The sequence below is a fragment of the Actinomycetota bacterium genome (assembly GCA_035540895.1).
In the GTDB taxonomy this organism is placed as follows: domain Bacteria; phylum Actinomycetota; class JAICYB01; order JAICYB01; family JAICYB01; genus DATLFR01.
The window spans coordinates 1-18,978 of the sequence record DATLFR010000231.1; the positions used below are offsets into that span (position 1 = coordinate 1).

The window sequence follows — 18,978 nt, forward strand, 5'->3', positions numbered from 1 at the left end:
CCCCCACGCCGGCCCCCACCCAGGCGGCCGCCGCGGTGGACACGACCCCTGGCGACACCGGCTTCATCGCTCCGGACGGCGACGGGGGCGCGCCCAAGCCCGGCTGGCAGGCGCCGTTGACCTTCCACGCCGACCCCCGGACCGGGACGGCAGGCGCCTCCCTGCGCGGAGAGGTCGCCGTGCCCGACCCGACGGCCGAGGACAGCTACACCGGTCTGAAGGTCGACCTCGACCTCGAGGGAGACGGCGCCGAGAACAAGGGCCGCGCCCGCGTGTACGTCCAGGAAGCCGACGGGAGCAACTCGCTCGACTCGGGCGAGATCGAGTACGACACCGCGTCTCTCATCGACTGACGCGCCCTTCATCCAGGATCTGCGATGGGGAGCCCCACGGGGCTCCCCATCTTCATGTCCCGCCCCCTGGAACCTGGGTGGCCGGGGCGCTCTGCCCCGGCCACTGGTAACTAGGCGTTCACCGCTGTGCCATCCACCGCGGCGGATCCGGGGCCGTCTTCGAAGCCTCCGGATCCGGCTGTCACCATCCAGAACGCGGACGGCGCGCCCAGCCGTCGGGAGGCCCGTACATGTTGCGGGAGTTGCTGTTGAGATCTAGTGCGCCGTGGCGAACGGCGGTATCCTGGCCGGAGTCGCTCGCTGGCGATCTCAGATCCAACACCCCCAGAGCCGGAGCCTCCGATGTCCGCCACCCAGATCCGTAGACGCCACACGGTCGCGGCACGCGCGATGTGCTTGGCTCTCCTGATCCTCGTGATGCCCTTGGCGCGTGACGGACGCGGGCCGGACATCCGTACGTTCGCCATCCCGCTGGGCGCGGCACGCGAGGTCCGCGCACCCGAAGAGTTCGGACTGGTAGGCGTGTCCTGGCCCGCGGACGAGGTCGCCCCGACCGGGGTCGAGGTCCGGACCAGCCTCGACGGCCGCTCCTGGGAGAAGTGGACCGAGCTCGAGATGGCGATCGACGTCGAGGGTCCGGACCTCGGGGTCGAGGACAGGGGTCGAAGAGCGACCTCGCCCCTGTGGGTCGGTCGAGCGCAGCATGTGCAGGTCCGCTGGCACGGTGCTGCCCCACGGGGAGCCGAGGTCCAGGCGGTCGACCCGGGTCCGGACCCGCAGCCACCCGCCGGGCGAGCCGCCCGGGCGATCGCCGCGCAGCCCGGCATCATCACCCGGGCGCAGTGGGGAGCGGACGAGTCGATCAGACGGTGCTGTCCGCGGTACTCCGGCGACCTGAAGGCCGGCTTCATCCACCACACCGCGACGAGCAACAACTACTCGCGCGATCAGTCGGCCTCGATCGTCCGGTCGATCTACGCCTACCACGTCCAATCGAACGGGTGGGACGACATCGGCTACAACTTCCTCGTCGACCGCTACGGACAGGTGTTCGAGGGTCGGGCAGGGGGCCTGGACCGCCTGGTGATAGGGGCCCACGCCGCGGGCTTCAATACGAGTTCGGTCGGCGTCTCGTTGATCGGCACCTTCGAGTCGGTCTCCGCTCCCGCCGAGGCTCTCGACGCCGTGCAGAGGGTCCTCGCATGGAAGTTCGACCTCCACCACGTCGACCCGACGGGAACCACGCAGATGGTCTCGGGTGGGAGCAACAAGTACCCGGCGGGCCAGACGGTCTCGCTGCGCACGATAGCCAGCCACCGCGACGTGGGGAACACGTCGTGTCCCGGGGACGGTCTCTACAACGCGCTGCCCAGCATCCGTACCAACACCTACAACATCGGACTCCCGAAGCTCTTCGACACGGCGTTGCGGCCGACGACCATCACGCCCAACGGGGACGGCCGGGACGACACGATGCGCTTGACCGGACGTGCCTCCGCAGGCGCCAACTGGACGGCCTCTGTCACCGACGGGACCGGAGCGGCCCGTCGGGCATGGTCGGGAACCGGCTCGGTGGACATCACCTGGGATGGGCGGGATGCTGCGGGGCTTGCGCTACCGCACGGCGACTACACCTTCCAGCTCTCGGCCGCGTCCGGCGCAGAACGAGCGAGGCCGGCGACGTACAAGGTGACCCTCTTCCGGGAGCCCTGGACGGGATGGACCCGCGTCGGTGGAGCCGGCGATAGGGGCGAGTCGCCGCGAACGTCCGCCGCCCCCGATGGGTCCGTCCATTGGGTGATCCGGGGCATCGACAACGGTCTGTACAGGGGGAGATGGGTCAACGGGGAGTGGCACGGGCATGTCCGGCTGGGCGGGTCGCACGACCAGGCCAAGGCCGGAAGTCCCTTCGCTGCGGTGGTCGGCCGAGATGGCACCCTGCACGTCGTCGTGCAGGGTACGGACGATCGCCTCTATCACGGCCGGGTTGACCCGCACGGCTCATTCCTCGGATGGAGCAGGATAGGCGCGCCCGAGAACCTGGGAAGCGAGCCGGCTCTTACGGTCACCTCCGACGGGGCGATACACATGCTGATGGTCTCCCCGGGGGGAGCCCTCTACGCAAACATCTGGCTAGGCCGCTGGCTGGGATGGCTGCGGGTGGGGGCCGATCACGAACGGGGGTTCCAGACGCGCATCTCCGCCGCCCCCAACGACACCATCCTGGCCACCGTCGTCGGTACCGACGCCGCCCTGCACGCGAACCTGCGGCACCCACACCACGGCTGGCTGGGGTGGTCCAGGATCGGGACCGTGGACGAGAAGGGTACGCGTCCGTCGCTCGAAGCTCTCCCCGACTCGCGGTTCATACAGGTCGTAGAGGGGGTCGACCAGCGGATCTACGCCAACGTAGGGACCCCGGGCACGTGGTCGGGCTGGCACCGGGTCGGCAGCGGACCCGATGCCGGGCTCGAGCCTGAACTCGCGGTCGCCCCGGATGGGACGACGCTCGTCGTGATCACTGGGACTGATGCTCGTCTGTACGCCAACGTTCGACGGCCCGACGGGAGCTGGGCGGGATGGCGTCACGCCGGGGAGATCGGCATCACCGGTAGCCAGCCCTCGGTGGCCCGTTCTCGGCTTGGACCCATGGTGACGCTGGCGCAGACCCTTGACCTGTCGCTGGTGGGGGCGCTCTCGCGTCCCCCACACGCCCCCTGATCGGCGTCAGCGGCGCAGGTTCGAGTACACGCGGTCGTCCGTGCCGCGCACGAAGGCCGCCACCGAACCGTCCGGAACGCCGACGATCGGAACCTCACCACCCGGACCCACCTTGTCGCTCGAGGAACCAACGCGGCCCCAGCCCGACCAGACCTGTCCGACCGTGTAGACGTTGTGATAGATGCCATCATCCGACCCAGCCACGGTCAGGTGGACACGACCGTCGGGGCCGGTTGCGAGGTGCGGGGCCTTGCCCGGACCCGCCTTCTCGAACGAAGAACCGACCCGGAACCAGCTCGACCAGCCACTCCCGCTGCGAACAGCGTGATAGAGGCCGTCGTCCGACCCTCGCACCAGGGCCTCTATCCCTCTCGAACTCACCGTGAGCGAGGGTTCGTATCCGAAGCTCCCTGCGGGCCCGAGGCGGGCCCACCCGGCCCATGAACCCGTAGAGGGGTCGCGTACGGTCGCGTAAGGGACACCGTCGGTCCCCCGTATGACGATGTGCACGGCGCCGTCCCCACCCACGGCGATCGCCGGCTCCAACCCGGCGTCCGGTCCGGAGCCCACGCGCTGCCAGTCCGACCACGGTCTCGACGGCTCCCTGCGAGCGATCCATATCGTGTTGTCCGCCGGTTTGACCATCACGAGCCATGCGCTTCCGTCGGGGGCCGCCGCAAGGGCGGGGGCGCTGCCGAAGGACTGGCGCGTACCGACGAAGCTCCATCCCGACCAGGCCCCACTCGACGCATCGCGTCTAGCGACGTAGATGAGTCCATCGGTCCCACGCAGAGCGGCGTGCACCGCCGAGTCCTTCGTGAGGGCGGCGGTCGGCTCGAACCCGGCGCTGCCTGCATCCCCGACCCGGGTCCACGCGGACCACGCCCCCGTCGAGGGGTCACGCCGGCTTGTCATCGGCACGTTGGACGAGTCCACGACGACGGCGTGCAGGGCGCTGTTCGGAGCCGCCACCACGACCGGGTCAGCCGAGCGAGACGTCGCGATGGGGGGCAGGCTCGACCAGCCTCGCCATGTCGGCTGAACCGGAGGGGGCGGCGCCGAATCGATCCAGATCTTCGTGCTCCGCAGCCCCAACGCAGACCGGAAACGGTCGCCCGTGAACGTCTTGTTGGTGTCGCCGTAGACCCGCGCTGTCGCCACTCCCCCACCAGCGGTGCGCGCGGACAGGTCTATGGAATCGACCCTTCCCATCCCGAGCTTGGCGGCTACGTCAGCCTGGCTCATCTCAACGGACCAGTTCGCGTAGGGGTTCGCGGGCAGCTGCGACCAAGGGTCGTCGCGGTCCCTGAGGTAGGGGCGGGCGGTCCCACCCCAGACGTCCTCGTTGCGCTCGGTTCGACCACCCGACGACGAGGAGTAGTAGGTCTCGGCCAGCCGCCAGGAGCCCGATACGGGATACGTCACGACCTGGTTCGCCGTGGCCTCTACGGCGTTGGGCCATCGGGCTGCGGTCGCCGAGCTCCCGCCGAACGAGGCGGGGTCTTCCTTGGTGTAGCCCACGTAGGCCTGGTCCCGGGTGTCGGCGTATAGGCCGCAATTGCAGCCGGACCGCGCCTGCCCGACCCGGGTCACCTTCTCAGCCGCGTATGTCCGCGCAGCGACGGCCTGAGCCTTCAGCGCCTCGGCATGCCACGAGGACGGCATCTCACCCAGGCCCCGCAGATATGCCTCCATCGGCATGATGGAGATGAGCCTGAGGCGCCGGTCGTCGTGCGTGTTGAGCTCCATGTGGCCGTACCTGTACCTATGGCCTGTCTGGGGCGATCTCAGCAGGGTCCCCCAGTTCGCGAACGCGATCAGGACGTGCTGGGTGGGTCCTCCCACCGGACCCGCGGCGAGCGATCCGTCTGGCCTGTAGATGAGGTAACGGTTCGCGGCGTCGGCTCGCACGACCCAGGTGCCATCGTTCCCGTTCGAGGCGGCTATCGCCACGCCGTCGAGGTGGAACTCGAAACGAGCGTTGCCGGACAGCTCGATGCGGTCCGCGTTGCCGACGAGCATCACTCGCACGCCCCACACGGGGTCGCGCGATTCGACGCGTGTGCCGCTGTAGTAGTGGCCCAGGATCTCCGTGTACGAGCGCCCCTCGTCGGCCAAGCCCTTGGCCCCGAACTGGGCCATCCCGATCCCGTGCCCCCATCCGCTCCCCCTGAACCTGAAGGAGGGCGGCTGAGCAACGGCGGGCGTCGCCCAGGATTGGAGGACCGCCGCTAGCACCAGGCCCAGGCACGCTGATCGCTTCCAACTCACAGGCATGGTCCGATGGTATCGCTCGTGAGCTAGGTAGTCTGCTGTCTAGGAGAGATCAGTTCTGTTGCGGCGACATGGGCGGGGGGACTCCAGGACCTCAGCCTCCACAGAGCTCTCACCGCATCGACCCCGTCGCGCCACCCGATCTTCTTCCCGTCCGCGCGGGTCCGAGCCGTATATGAGATAGGGACCTCCGCCACCCTGGCGCCACTGCGCAGCAACTTGGCCGTCACCTCGGGCTCGAAGTCGAAGCGTTCCGCTACGAGGTCCAATGTCATGAACAGGTCCCGGGGGATGAGCTTGTAACAGGTCTCCATGTCGGAGATGGACCCCCCGTACAGGAGTGAGGTGAGTCGGGACAGCCCGACGTTGGCCAGTCTCTGCCAGGGCCGAGCCCAGCGGGACGATCCGAGGAACCGCGACCCGTAGACCACGTCGGCCGTACCGCTCAAAAGGGGTTCGAGGAGGCGTGGGATGTCTTCGGGGTCATACTCCAGGTCGGCATCTTGGACGACGATCCAGCGTCCCTGCGCGAACCGAGCGCCCGTTCTGACGGCCGACCCCTTGCCGGCGTTGGACCCGTGCAACACGACCCGCACACCGTCGATGTGCACCAGGTGCTCCGCGAGGAAGTCGCGCGTCCCGTCCGTGGACCCGTCGTCGACGACGAGGATCTCCCTATCTACGGGTAGGTGAACCCGGCCACAACGGACGACGACCGACTCGATGGTGGGTCGCTCGTTGTATACGGGAACTATGATCGACAGGAGTTCGGGCAGGGCTTTCCTCTCCGCAAAGCAGCCGGGCGGCCGTCCAGTGGCCGTGAGATTATCATGGCCCCCGTCCCCTCCGACCCGATTGAGCCATGGAGACAGAGCTCTTCCAGACGCTTGAGACCCTCCGCCACCTACGGGCGTTCAACGCCTGGATGTTCGAGCGGCTCAAGCCCCACCTGGGCGAGCGGATCCTCGAGATCGGGTGCGGGCTCGGGACCTTCACCCCCTGGCTCATGGAGCATGGACGAGTCACTGCCGTGGACCCCTCCAGCGACGCCGTCCGCTACGTTGCCGAGCGCATCCCTCACGCGGAGGAGCTCGACCTACGCGAGGGGAGCATCACAGACGAGGCGACGGTCGACGCGCTCGAGCCGCGATACGACACGGCGCTCATGGTCAACGTCCTGGAGCACATCGAGGAGCAGGGGTTAGCGCTCGCGAACGCGCACCGCCTCCTGGCCCCCGGGGGGCGCCTGATCGTCCTATCGCCGTGGGGCCCTCGTCTATGGGGTTCCCTCGACGAGGCGTTCGGGCATGTCCGCAGGTACACGAGGGGGTCGCTGCGCACGGCCATGCAGCAAGGCGGGTTCGAGGTGATCTCCCTCAAACCGTTCAACACGCTAGGGATCGTAGGGTGGCTCTTCGCCGGGAAGCTGCTGCGGCATACGCGCCTCGAGTCAGGCCCTACGAAGCTGTACTCGCTCATGTTCCCCGTGGCGCGGCTGCTCGAAGACCTGATCCGGCCGCCCATCGGGCTCTCGCTTATAGCGGTGGGGGTTAAGCGGTAGCGCCGCCGCACACCGTGGGCTCGAACTCACAGGAGACAGCTTCTACCTGGACGGCACGGCGGAGGGCGGCAGCGCTCGCCATAGGCACGTTCGTCGTTTACAACGCGAACCTCAGGTACGGGGGGTGCGGCGACGACGAGTACTTCCGGCTCCTGCCGATCGCGTTCGTCGAACACCACACCCTCGGGATCTCACCGTTCCTGGAGCTCGTCCGGACCGGCGGGAAGCTCCCCCACTACCTGATCGAGCGCGGCGACAGGCTCGTGCCGCTGTACCCGCCGACCACGGGGATCCTGTCCATCCCGTTCTACGTCCTGTTCCGAGTCATCACGGGCAACGTCAGTTCCCTCGGCTTCGCGAAGTTCGCCGCGAGTGCGATGGTTGCCGCATCGGTTCCTCTCGTGTACTCCACAGGCGCGCGCCGTGGCCTGACCCCGAGGCTCGCCATGGTGCTCGCCGTCGTCTACGCACTCGGAACCCCCGTGTGGACGAGCGGGGCCAATGTGCTCTGCCAACATGCGCCGGGCGCATTCCTGGTCGCCCTCGTGCTCTACGCCTGTTCGCGTCTACCTGAAGGCGCATCGTGGTCGGCCGTCGCGGCTGTGGCCGGAGCGACGCTCGTTGCGGTTCGCCCCCAATCGCTGCTCCTCGTCGCCCCACTCGTCGCGTGGGCCACGCTCCGTGACCGTTCGGCACTCCTCAGGAACGGCGCCTTGGCGGCGGTGCCGATCCTCCCACTCGTTGTGTACAACCTGGTCGTCGCCGGGCATCCGCTCGGCGGCTACACCCTCGTGATAGGCCCTCAGGACTTCGGTCTCAACCCGGCATACGGTGCGGCCGCGCTGCTCGTCTCGCCCGGCCGCGGACTGCTCGTCTTCTGTCCGGTGGCCGTGTTCGCATTCGCGGGCGCTCTCGATGGCCTGCGAAGACGAGACATGTTCCTGGCGATGTCTGGGGCAGGTCTCGTCCTGTTCACCCTGTTCCTGGCCCGCTACAGGTACTGGTACGGGGGCGCGTCCTACGGGCCCAGGTTCTATGCCGAGTCCTCGCCCATCCTCGTGATCCTCGCGGGAGCGTGGCTGCAGCACCGCGTCGCCGAACGTCGCCGCGACCTCCGCGCTTCGGCGTTCCTCGTGGCAGCGGCGATCGGCATCGGCGTACAAGCCGTCGGCGCGCTCGGCTACCCGTGTTCCTGGGACTTCAAACCGGTCGAGATCGGGCACGCCACTGCTCGGGCCTGGTCCGTGACCGACACGCCCGTGTCCCGTTGCCTATCAGAGGGCCTGCGTTTCGGGGGGTGGGACCTCTACTCGACCGATCCCCGGCTACTGCCCTGATCGAGGCTGGAGCCTGTAGACCCGGACCCGGCCGTCGTCGTGCGCCACGCTCAGATCCGGGGAGTTCACACCATCACCTAGGGCGGCCCATGGCGTGCCTGCCACGAGGTCGCGGTGCACCAGCACGAAGCGCACCCCGCGATCGCGCAAGAGCGCCAGCGAGCGATCGTCGGGAAAGGTCTTCACGGTCTCGACCATCTCGCGGTACGTCGGAGGCGCGAACCCGCTGTACCCATTCAGAAGGTCGCGCCAGTGCACGGTGGAGAAGTACATGTATGCGCCCTCGCGGAGGAGCGACGTAACCGTGAAAGCTCCATCCACGATCTCCCCGGTTGGGAGTTCCAGGACGGCGCCTGGCTCCCTCTGCTCCGCGAGCCAGCGGTGGGAGGCAGACGGGCGCAGCTTCGGGATCTGGGCCGGCGGAGAGTGCAGGGGGGTCGACGGGAGCGGAGCGGATGCGTACTCGGCAGCCACCACGAGGCATACCGCTGCCACCAAGACAGGCCGCAGACGGCCGCGAACGTTCGAGAGCAGGTACGCAGCGAGCGCGCCCATCACGAGGTAGAGGAAGAGGGAAGCCCTTCCGGGGGAGCGCATGAACTGAAGGGGAGGCAGCGCCTCGTAGAGATGGAAGAACGGCATCCGGACCCTCTCGCCGTCGCGGAACTGGTACGGCCCGAAGGCGAATACCGCGGCCCCGCCCAACAGCGAGATCGCCGCGAGTGAGAGATCGGCGCGTCTCCGGCGTACGGCGACGTACAGGCCGCAGAGAGCCAACACGGCGGGCGCGACACCGAGGAACATCATGCGCTCGTTGTAGCCCGCCGAGAGGGCACGGAATGGCTCGGTGAGGTCGCCGTAGAGTCGGTTGTTGGGAGGGGCGGTGTACAGCGATGACGGAACGGCCGAGTAATGGACCGCCTCATCGAGCGTCCGCGTGGCCTGCGGGTAGCGATCCTGGACGACGAAGTACGGACGAGCCACAGCCAGGATCGCTAACAGCACGATGATCGCGGACGCCATGAGCCGTAGGGCGAGCGCCGGGAACCGGATCTCCCTCCACCGAGTGAGGACCTCCACGCCCAGGACTACGCCCACGAGTAGGCCGGAGAAGACGAGGAAGTACCAGCTGGAATAGGTACACACGACGACCGCTCCGGCGAGCCCGAGGACGTCCCACCAGCGCCCGGCTCGCACGATCCGCCGCGCGAAGAGCCACGCGAGCGGGAACCCCCACACCGACAGGATGTTCGTGTGACCGATCCGGGAGAAGACGAACGGCGAGAAGCCGAAGATGACCCCTCCGACCAGAGCCGCGGTCCTGCTGCCGGTCAGTTCACGGCTGAGTAGGTAGGCACACCACCCGTTGAGGAACACGAGCACGAGGACGGTGAGATTGTTCGTGACGACCCCGTCATGCGTGAGGAACCAGATGGGGGCGGCGATAGGCAACAGCGCGATCATGTGGTCGGCGTAAGCGACGGTGTCCGGCTCCGGGGCGAAGATGTTGCCCTGGAACCAATCGAAGGTGTGGTGGAACGTCGCGTGGACGTTCCGCGGGAGCAACCAGGACGTGAAGATGGGGTCGCCTGGGTTGTCTATGTGCGTTCCCAGGGTGGCGACCATCGGCCAGGTCATGAGCAGCGTCGCAGCTACGAAGCCGAGCGCTACGCAGGACTCGAGAGCGAGCCATCTAGGGATCTGGACGCGCCAGATCCTGAAGCCCGTGGGTGGTTCGGACAAGCGCTCAGACCTTCTGGGCGACGACCACGTTGTGAGCCCCCAGCTCCCGGATGCCGGGGATGCGTTCGAGGATCCTCTCAGCTCGCACCGCAGCGGGCAGCGCGCCCGCCGGCACGAACTCCGGTATGAACCCGAGCCGACGAGGCCAGAGCTTCGCCCCCAGCGGGTCCAGTGCGGCTCTGATCTCGGCCAGCGGAACCAGCCTCTCGGTGCCGACGTCCTGCGGGACCCGCTTCATGAGGATCGGCCAATAGGGGTTGAGGGGGTTGTGGTCCCAGATCAGCAGGCGACCGCCGGGCCGCACGACCCGGTGCATCTCCTGCAGGGATGAGCGCACGAGGGCGGGCTCCTCCAGATGGTGGAGGACGGCCACGGATACGGCGAGATCGAACGTATCGTCCGGGAAAGGGAGCTGCCCGGCGCTGGCCGCGGCACAGGCGACGCTCATCTTCTTCCGCATCACCCGAAGCATCCCTACCGAGAAGTCGATGCCTACCCGGTCGTGATCCGCTCCTCCGAGATGCTCGAGCAGGGTCCCGGTGCCGCATCCGACGTCGAGGACGGACCCCGCGGGACACACCCGCCGGATGTAGTCCACGCGCTTGTCCAGGTAGTGACGCACGACATGAGCGGGCAGTGAGTCGTCGTACTCCTCGGAGACCGTGTCGAAGTGATCGTCGTCACCGATGAGCGCCGGATCCTTCAGCACGGCGATGCCGTCGACGACCGGGAAGGTGGTTGTGCATCCTGTGCAGCTCACGGCGTCCGAGCTGGTTGCGAGCTCCGAACGGCAGAGGGGACAGCGGAAGCGCGGATCGACCACGTCAGCCGCCTTGGGGGGTCCGTGGAGCGAACGGGTTCCGGCGAGGACCGAACCGGTAGGAGAGGATCGTCGCGATCATGGCGACCCCGATCTTGAAGGCCTTCCAGAAGTCGCCGGTCGCCGACGACTCCCCTACGCGCTCGCGGTAGTTGACCGGGATCTGCACGAGCTTGTGGCCCGCGAGGATGGACAGAACCATCATCTCTGGGGAGAAGTGGTTGCGGCCGATCGTGAAGTGAGGACTGATCTCGTCCAACGCCTTGCGGTGGATCAACCGCATCGTGCAGCCCACGTCCGTAAGGTTGCTCGTGTTGTAGAGGAACTCCATCATCTTCGCCACGGCCCAGTTGCCCCACCGCAGGAACCAGCCCATGTTCGCGCCCGACCAGATCAGTTCCTTGGCCGTCCGACTGCCGAGCACGAAGTCGAAATCGTCGCTGTAGGCCAGGAGCTTGAAGACGTCGCGGCCGATGAAGGTGCCGTCGGGTTCGGACAGGATCACGATGTCGCCCACCGCTTCGGCGAGTCCGCGTCGACAGGACCAGCCGTATCCCTGCCGCTTCTCTTCGACGAGTCGGGCTCCCGTACCGTCCACCTGCTCACGTGTGCCTGGGGCAGCGTTGTTGTCGACGACGATGACCTCGTCCACGACGCCGGTCGACCACAGCTCCCCGATAGCCTCGCGGATCGAGTCCTTCTCGTTGTAGGTAGGGAGCACGACCGAGACCTTCCTGTCGTGCCACATGAGTCGTTACCCCTATGGTTCGTGGTCGGTTGTGCGCGACCGCAGACACGCGTCGGCTCGCAGAGCATACCCAACACGTCGCCGCCCTCGCGGGGGTGGGGCCCTCAGGAGCCGAGCAGCGGGAGCAGCGCCTCCCTGATCCGGGCGTCACGGCTCGCCGAGCCGAGTTCGGCCACGCGCGCTCGCTGACGCGCGACGACCGACGCTCTCAGCGACTCGTCGCAGCCGACGCGATGCACGACCTCCGCTATCGTCGCGGGGTCCCTCGTCCGGACCAGGACCCCCGATCCCCCCAGCGTCTCCCCGACCGCTCCGCCGTCGTACGCGATCACCGGGAGTCCGGCTCTCATCGCCTCCAGCAGGGGCAGGCCGAACCCCTCGTGCCGCGACATGGAGATGAAGACGTCACAGCCCGCGTAGTAGGCGGCGAGGTGCGGCTCGGTGATCGACCCGCAGAAGACCACGCCTTCGAGTCGGAGCCGTTCCCGCAGCTTGAAGAGCATCCGCATGTATGGGTCTGGTCCCCATGCACCCACGACGAACAGGCGGGCGTTCGGGTCTATGGCCGCTCGCACGGTTGCCAGCACGCGCAGCAGATCGGCGTGACCCTTGTGGGGAGCCACCCGGCTCACGAACAAGAGGTCGAGCCCTCGCTTGGTTCGGCGCAACCAATCGAGTTGATGCGGGTCGGGAGCAGCGTCCAGGGACGGGGGCAGGTACGGCGGAATCACCGACACGTCCTCGATGCCTAGCTCGTGCAGCTCGGACGCCGAGTACTCCGAGTTCGCCATCGCAACGGCACATCGCGGTGCCAGCTCGGAGAGTTCCTCGCGCGCCCGGGACAGGTTGATCGCGGCTCCCGGGTCGAACGGCTCGAAGAACTCAGCCGGCGTGATGTTGTGGTAGTAGATCGCCTTCGTCTCGGGACGCTCGGTGAGGAAGGGAGCCAGGCCGCGCGAGCCCGTGGACGCCTGGTACAGCAGCACGTCCCGTCCTCGCCGGGCGGAGCGGGTCCCGGCGTAGTCCGACCAGGTCCTGGCGCGACGAAGGAGTTGGGGGTGTATGTCCTCGGCCCAGATGCCGCCGCCTGCCGAGCTCAGCGCGTCCTGCGTGCAGAGCGTGTGGGTACCCACCGCGTCCCTGAACCCGAGACTGGGGAGGAACTGCTGGATGCGGCCCCCCTTCATGAGCCGCTGGTGACGGCCTCGGACCCCACCCACGACCCCACGGCGCGATCGAACCGGTCGAGGACGCTCTCCCAGCTGTAGGTCTCCCCGACCCACCGGCGACCCGACTCCCCGAGGGTCCGCCTGAGGGGTTCATCTCCAACGAGCCGATCGACGATCGCTTCGAACTCCGCGTACGACCGGAACCACACGCCGCCGTTCGACCGTCGGCAGTGGTCGACGGTGACGGCGCAGTCCGCGTGCACGACGACCGCCCTCTGAGCGAGCCAGGCCTGCATTACGACTATCGACAGCGATTCGTTCGTACTGGGCTGGCAGAAGATGGTCGCGGCCCGATACATCGAATCGCGGTAGGACCAGTCGATCTCGATCGCATGTATCGCGGGGTGCTTGGGGACCGGTTCCCCCGACCCGACCAATACGAGTTGGAGATCGGAGCCGGCCCGCCGGTGCTTGTAGCGCATGAAGTGGTCGATGAGCAGGGGGGTGTTCTTGCCCCCTTCCCTACGACCGACGTACAGGAGGATGGGCCCCTCGACGCCGTGTTTGGACCGGAAGACCGAGGGGGGCTGCGGAGGATCCGGGTCGAACCCCATGCCCACGACTTCCCACCTGGCGATCTCGGGGGCCAGGCGCAGCCCCAGGTCCGACTCCGGGTGCGCGTTGAACAAGACTCCGGTGGCGTTCTCGAGCATCGATCGGACGAAGGCCAGACGCGCGTACGCCTCGTCATGCAGGCACGGGATCACCACGAAAGGGGACGCCGCTGCCACGGATGCGAAGTACGTCGTGCCGAACAGGTAGGGCATCGCGAGCACGACGTCGTAGCGGGTGGGAGAACTCGCGAGGTACTCCTCCATCGCGCTCGACGAGACGCCGTGGCGAAGCCACAGCAGCTCCTCTTCCACCGAGAGCGGAAAACCGTGGGTGATCGCCCGTTCCATCTCTCCGTGGATGCCCAGATCGCGGTTGTCGGCAGGGAACCTGAGCACGCGCAGGTCACCGACGACCGACTGCCCAGGGGGGAGCTCGTTGCGCCACGTGTGATGGTCGAGCGCACACGTCGTCACGATCTCGATGTCGTGTCCCGCCCGCTGGAGGCGCTCCGCGAGCTGGCGCGCGTGCATCTCGGCCCCCCCGACCAATCGCTCCCCGAACCGGGGCACGACGAGCCCGATCCTCATCAGCGCACCGCCACTATCGCGAAGTCCTGCGGCCCGAAGACGATCTCGTCGATGCGCCTGAAGTTCTCGTTCAGCCGCTCGACGAGCTGGACGAACTCCCCGTCCTCCGGAGGCTCGATCGGCTGAGGTCTGAACTCGGGGGGGATGGGGGCGAGGTACTCGGTGCGAACCTTGGAGAACCCGGCGGAGCGAGCCAGGAAGTCCAACGTCAGAGGGTGGAGGGGACGCAGGTGTCCTAGGTCGACGTAGAAGGCATGAGCGAACACGAAGAGGCTCTCCGGGTTGATGGTCTCCACGACGAGGGTGCCTCCGGGGGCCATAGCGTCGGCCGCGAGCTCGAAGAAGCGAACGACCTCGGGGGGGTCCAGGTGTTCGACCATCTGGGCGCAGAAGATCCCTCCGAGCGAGGCGGGGTCCAGCGATGCGAGGTGCTCGAGCGAGTCCCCCTGCTGAACCTCGAGCCCCGCCTCCCGCGCGTAGGCAACCATGTCTGGATGCCGATCGACCCCGTACGCCTCCACGCCCGCGTCGCGGAGCAGTCCTAGGAACTCGCCGCGCCCGAAGCCGAGGTCGACGACTCGCCCCGGTGCGTCACGGAAGAGGTCTACGTAGGCGCGCTGCTTGTTGGCGACGTCCTCGAGGGAACCCCGGAAGCGGTTCTCGAAGTCCAGGTAATCCATCGCCGCCTCGGCCCGCCAGCTGCGCGCGCCCGGCCGCTCCGTCGGGACCGACGTCGGACCGGGGGCCACGCCGGCCTCGAGCCTCTCGCGCATCTCCTTGAGCGCGCGGTCCAGGCGCGACAACCGGTCGTGGGCTCGCATCTGCTCGAGGGTGTCGGTGCGTTGCTCCAGCCTCGCCAGCTGGTTCCGGAGCTCGTCGCGCAGCGCGTCGAGAGAGGCGGCGGTGGTCTCCCCCGCCTCCCTCACCTCGGAGATCTGCGAGGAGAGCGACGCGACCGCGCGGACGACGTTCCCGGCGAACGAGTTGACCTGCTGGAGGATCCCGGTGAGGTACCAGCGCAGCGAGGTGCGGATGGCCCCCTTCGCCTTCGACACCACCGGGGCGACGAGAGGTTTCTGCGATGCCGTGGTGATCTCGGCCGAGAACCCCGAGGTCCGGCGGAGCTCCGACAGGATCGATGCGAACGCCTCGGAATGGCCGGCTCCGCTCCCCGCGGTCTCCGCGAGCTCCAGCTCCACTAGTACATCGGGCGGGTAATCGCCGGACTCGCGGCGGCGGCGGACCGTCTCGCGGATCTCCTCCATGATCGCTTCCACGTCCACGTCGGCGCCGATCTCGATCTCGGGTGGTGCGTTCTCGTTCACAGTGGCTCCACGCTCATCTCGGTCGGGATGTGGAACGGCCCGACGTCCGGACCGACGTTCACGCATCGGAAGGCGTACGCCTTCTCCTGCCAGTGGTAGGCGGTGCGCTCGTCCCGGGAGTGGACCCCGACCGTGAGGGCGTAGCGTCCCTCGAGCAGAGGCAGTCGGTTCAGCCGGAAACGGACGCGCATCTTGCCGTCGAGGGTGCCGAGGTCGATCTTCCGCTTGATCGAGTTGACGCCGAAGACGTGCCGGTCACGTTCGTCGTAGATGGCGATCCCGATGCACGGGTCCTCCACCGGATGCTGACTCTCGATCTCGACCGAGATGTCCATCATCTCGTCAGCCTGGAAGATCTGACGCTCCCGTCCCTCGTCGTCGCGGAGCAGGACGCTGACGATCTTCACCTCACCCGTCCCTCGTTCCGTCATCGGGGCAGCCTCGAGGTGCGCCTCTCCGTGGAGGGTCTCCCGGAACGTCCGAACCACGTCGGCCGCCGGACCCGCCTCGATCAGCTCCCCGTGGTGCAGGAAGGCGGCGCGCGTGCAGATCTGCTTGACGAGGTCGACCGCGTGGGTGACGAAGACGATGGTCCGCCCCTCCTTCTGGAACATGCGTATGCGGTCGAGGCATTTGCGCTGGAACACCTCGTCCCCGACCGAGAGCACCTCGTCCACGATCAGGATCTCGGGTTCGACGTGGACCGCCACCGCGAACCCCAGCCTGACGTACATCCCGGACGAGTAGTGCTTCACCTGCATGTCGACGAACTGCTCGAGCTCGGAGAAGGCGACTATGTCATCGAAGTAGCGGTCCGTCTCCCGGCGGGTCAGCCCGAGGATGGAGGCGTTGAGGTACACGTTCTCGCGGCCCGTGAGGTCCGGGTGGAACCCGGCTCCCAGCTCGAGCAGGGACGCCATCCGTCCCGTGGTCTCGACGCTGCCGGTATCGGGGCGCATGATGCCGGCGACGACCTTGAGAAGGGTGCTCTTGCCGGACCCGTTCGGTCCGATGAGGCCGATCGTCTCCCCGGGGTCGACGGTGAGGCTCACGTCCTTCAGCGCCCAGAACTCCTCGTATCGCGCCCGGCGAAGGCTGATCACCCGCTCCTTCAGGGAGCTCGCCCGCTCGTGGTAGAGCTTGAACCTCTTCGAGATGCCGCTCGCGCGGACGGCCGGCTGCGTCACAGCTCCTCCGCCATCCGCGTCTCGAGTCGCCGGAAGGCGGTCCACCCCACCATCAGGATCGCGACGGCCACGAGCCCGGTCCATCCGAGCCGTTTCGCGTACCACTCGAGCGGCGCGTTCACGAGCACGTGCGCGTCCCCCGCCCTCAGCTCGGGTCGCGCGTACAGGGCCCGTTGGTAGCCCATCACGATCGGCGCCATGGGGTTCTGGAGGTACACGGCCCACATGAGGGGGGACTTGTTCATGAGGTTCTGCTGGACCCACCCGCTCGCGTACACGATCGGGGTCATCCAGAACCAGGCGAGTAGGGCGAGCTCGAGCAGGTGTTGGACGTCGCGCATGTAGACGTTCGCACTCGACATCAGAAGCGCGAGCCCCACCAGCAGGACGAGCTGGACGAGGAGGGCGAGGGGCAGCAGGACCATCCCTTGATCCCAGTGCCGGAACCACCCGAACAGCAGCATGGCAGCGACCAGGACGAAGAGCTGCAGCACGTAGTGGACGACGGCCGCACCGATCGAGGCGGCGGGGAGGATCTCGCGGGGGAAGTACACCTTCGAGACGAGGTTGGAGTTGGAGACGATCGAGCCGGTCGCGCCCGCCAGCCCGTTGGAGAGGAGGTTCCAGGCGAGGAGCCCGGTCAGCAGGTAGAAGGGGAAGGCCGGGAGCCCGGCTCCCAGGAACTCCTGAAGGACGATCGAGAAGATCACCAGGTACAGGAGCGGGTTGAGCAGGGACCACGCGAAACCGAGCGCGGAGTTCTTGTACTTGACCTTGAGCTCCTTGCGGATGAGGTTCCCCAGGAGCTCCCTGTAACGGAGGAGCTCCCGGATGCGGGTCAGGGGTCCGATGCGCGGCTCGATCCGCGTCACGGACGCCGGCTTCACCCGGTGCGTGGTCTCCTCGGTGTTCAAAGCGCCTTCTCTCTCTGCCTGCACGTCCGACAGCCTACGGTCTGCGGCCCTTCACCATCGGTCCTCTGAGGCGGGGATCTCACCGGTCCGCGTCGCGATCGGGGCGGTACACGTCCTCAGGGGCCTGCGCGCCGTCCAGCTTCGTCCGGGCCTTCCTCCACCCGCTCCTCTGCACCGTGGTCGACGTCCGGGCGGCGGCCCCGCCTCAACGCGGCGTTCGCGATCGCAGCGACGATGAGGGCGGCGAGCAGCGCGAAGACCAGGAAGCTATCGAGCTGCATCAGGCGCGCTGCGCACGTACGGGTGTGCGAGCGGTTAGATTCCGAGCGGCGAAGGCTGCCTCGGCCATCCGCGATCTCCTAGGTCGGGCCGGCGCGGCCGGCCAGGCGAGCGCGCCGATTCTATAGCACCCGGAGGCGATCCCAACTGCGTTCCATCCTCGAGACGATCCGCTCGGTCAGGTCGGTACGTGACCTGATCCCGCACCACCCCGGACGCCGCGCGGCCGGCGCGCTCGCCGTCGTGCTGGTCGCGGCGGCCGCCGTCGCCATCGCCCGCAGCGACCCCCCGGCGCAGTCCCCTACTCCTGCGCCGGCGTCCACCCCCGAGCCGGGCATCGTCGCCGAGCTCGACGGGGAGGTCCGGCGGGTCGCCGGGCTCGGCGAGGGAGCCGTCGACCCGGCGGTCCAGGCCGCCGCGGGGCTCCTGAAGCAGCTCTACGAGCTCTCCTTCCTACCGGAGCCCGCGCCGGGGCCGGACGGTGTCGGGCCGCCCCGTCCGCCGCCGGAGGTCCTGGCGACCGACACCGCTCGCGCCCCCTTCGTCGGGAGCCGGGGGGCGTTCGCCGCCGGCGAGGCGGCGGAGGTCGTCCGCGGCCGGGTCGGGTTCCACGGAGCGCTGTTCGGTGAGGGTGACGCCGTGCAGGCTTTCCTCGTCCGGGTGTCGTTCGTCGGGGAGGGCCGAGTCCTGCTACCGCAGGGCCCCCGCCCCGCTCGCTTCACCCAGGCGGGAGAGCTGCTCCTCGAACCCACCGAGACAGGTTGGAGGCTGGGCGGGTTCGACGTCGCCCTCACGGTGGAGAGGGAGGGCGACCCATCTCCCTCGCCGCAGGCCGCGCGGTGGATGCCATGAGGCGCTCGTCGGTGGCGTTGGCATGGGCGCTCATCGCTGGGCTGCTCGTGGTAGCTCCCGCCCGGGCGCAGGACCCTGTCCTGGAGATACACCGCACGGAGGCGGGCGCCCATTGGGACCCCCGCGGGACGGACCTCCTCTTCGTGCTCGTGATCGGCAGCGACGTCCGAGAGGGGGACCCCGCCCGCGGACGTGCGGACACGCTGCGACTCATCGCGCTCAACCCGGCGACGATGCAGGGATCGACGGTGGGCATCCCACGGGACTCGTACGTGAACATCCCGGGGCGGGGGATGTCCAAGATCAACGCGTCGCTTCAGTTCGGCGGTCCACAGCTGGTCGTGGAGACCGTCCAGGCGCTCGCCGGCGTCCCGATCCACTTCTGGGCGCTGGTCGAGTTCTCCCGCTTCCGTCAGCTCGTCGACCGGCTCGGGGGTGTGACGGTGAACGTCCCGTACCCGATGAACGACCGGTTCTCCGGAGCGAACTTCCC

General features: G+C 68.0%; 17 protein-coding genes. 6 read left to right on the forward strand and 11 right to left on the reverse strand.

The annotated features are described in order from the left end of the window. A partial coding sequence (locus tag VM840_12875) for a hypothetical protein (GenBank protein ID HVL82475.1) occupies window positions 1–353 on the forward strand: 353 nt, incomplete at its 5' end. A gap of 342 nt (window positions 354–695) precedes the next feature. Further along, window positions 696–3,074, forward strand: a complete 2,379-nt coding sequence (locus VM840_12880; protein HVL82476.1) for an N-acetylmuramoyl-L-alanine amidase — start codon at window positions 696–698, stop codon at window positions 3,072–3,074. Window positions 3,075–3,080: 6 nt separating this feature from the next. On the opposite strand, the gene VM840_12885 is transcribed toward VM840_12880, so the two are convergent. Together VM840_12885 and VM840_12890 are read right to left on the reverse strand one after the other, a co-directional pair. Further along, window positions 3,081–5,216 carry a SpoIID/LytB domain-containing protein gene (locus VM840_12885; protein ID HVL82477.1) on the reverse strand — a complete coding sequence of 712 codons (2,136 nt, stop codon included), beginning with the start codon at window positions 5,214–5,216 and terminating at the stop codon, window positions 3,081–3,083. Between the two features lie 158 nt (window positions 5,217–5,374). After that, entirely contained in the window at window positions 5,375–6,220 is an 846-nt protein-coding gene (locus VM840_12890; GenBank protein HVL82478.1) for a glycosyltransferase family 2 protein, read from the reverse strand. Here VM840_12890 and VM840_12895 point away from each other — a divergent pair. After that, window positions 6,211–6,909 (forward strand): class I SAM-dependent methyltransferase, encoded by a 699-nt coding sequence (locus VM840_12895; protein ID HVL82479.1) that lies wholly within the window; start codon window positions 6,211–6,213, stop codon window positions 6,907–6,909. The genes VM840_12890 and VM840_12895 overlap by 10 nt on opposite strands. Window positions 6,910–6,923: 14 nt before the next feature. Beyond that, on the forward strand, window positions 6,924–8,246 hold the full coding sequence (locus VM840_12900) for a hypothetical protein (GenBank protein HVL82480.1): 1,323 nt from the start codon (window positions 6,924–6,926) through the stop codon (window positions 8,244–8,246). Here the strand turns inward: VM840_12900 and VM840_12905 are convergent. From VM840_12905 to VM840_12945, 9 genes are all read right to left on the reverse strand, one after another. Beyond that, window positions 8,235–9,989 (reverse strand): hypothetical protein, encoded by a 1,755-nt coding sequence (locus VM840_12905; protein ID HVL82481.1) that lies wholly within the window; start codon window positions 9,987–9,989, stop codon window positions 8,235–8,237. The genes VM840_12900 and VM840_12905 overlap by 12 nt on opposite strands. A 4-nt stretch (window positions 9,990–9,993) precedes the next feature. Continuing rightward, window positions 9,994–10,749, reverse strand: a complete 756-nt coding sequence (locus tag VM840_12910; GenBank protein ID HVL82482.1) for a class I SAM-dependent methyltransferase — start codon at window positions 10,747–10,749, stop codon at window positions 9,994–9,996. A gap of 64 nt (window positions 10,750–10,813) precedes the next feature. Next, window positions 10,814–11,557: a glycosyltransferase family 2 protein gene (locus tag VM840_12915; protein HVL82483.1), complete on the reverse strand. Its 744-nt coding sequence runs from the start codon at window positions 11,555–11,557 to the stop codon at window positions 10,814–10,816. Between the two features lie 104 nt (window positions 11,558–11,661). Continuing rightward, window positions 11,662–12,744 carry a glycosyltransferase gene (locus tag VM840_12920; protein ID HVL82484.1) on the reverse strand — a complete coding sequence of 361 codons (1,083 nt, stop codon included), beginning with the start codon at window positions 12,742–12,744 and terminating at the stop codon, window positions 11,662–11,664. After that, window positions 12,741–13,928: a glycosyltransferase family 4 protein gene (locus VM840_12925; protein ID HVL82485.1), complete on the reverse strand. Its 1,188-nt coding sequence runs from the start codon at window positions 13,926–13,928 to the stop codon at window positions 12,741–12,743. Before VM840_12925 ends, VM840_12920 begins: the two co-directional genes overlap by 4 nt. Beyond that, window positions 13,928–15,253: a methyltransferase domain-containing protein gene (locus VM840_12930; protein ID HVL82486.1), complete on the reverse strand. Its 1,326-nt coding sequence runs from the start codon at window positions 15,251–15,253 to the stop codon at window positions 13,928–13,930. The genes VM840_12925 and VM840_12930 overlap by 1 nt, the downstream gene beginning before the upstream one ends. Beyond that, window positions 15,250–16,440, reverse strand: a complete 1,191-nt coding sequence (locus VM840_12935; protein HVL82487.1) for an ABC transporter ATP-binding protein — start codon at window positions 16,438–16,440, stop codon at window positions 15,250–15,252. Before VM840_12935 ends, VM840_12930 begins: the two co-directional genes overlap by 4 nt. After that, window positions 16,437–17,378 carry an ABC transporter permease gene (locus VM840_12940; protein ID HVL82488.1) on the reverse strand — a complete coding sequence of 314 codons (942 nt, stop codon included), beginning with the start codon at window positions 17,376–17,378 and terminating at the stop codon, window positions 16,437–16,439. The genes VM840_12935 and VM840_12940 overlap by 4 nt, the downstream gene beginning before the upstream one ends. Window positions 17,379–17,470: 92 nt before the next feature. Further along, entirely contained in the window at window positions 17,471–17,635 is a 165-nt protein-coding gene (locus tag VM840_12945; protein ID HVL82489.1) for a hypothetical protein, read from the reverse strand. A 241-nt stretch (window positions 17,636–17,876) separates the two neighbouring features. On the opposite strand from VM840_12945, the gene VM840_12950 reads away from it, so the two are divergent. Then, the gene (locus tag VM840_12950; GenBank protein ID HVL82490.1) at window positions 17,877–18,485 is read left to right on the forward strand and encodes a hypothetical protein; all 609 of its coding nucleotides are present in this window, start codon (window positions 17,877–17,879) and stop codon (window positions 18,483–18,485) included. Continuing rightward, window positions 18,482–18,978 (forward strand): LCP family protein (locus VM840_12955; GenBank protein HVL82491.1); only part of this gene is annotated, 497 nt, incomplete at its 3' end. The genes VM840_12950 and VM840_12955, both read left to right, overlap by 4 nt.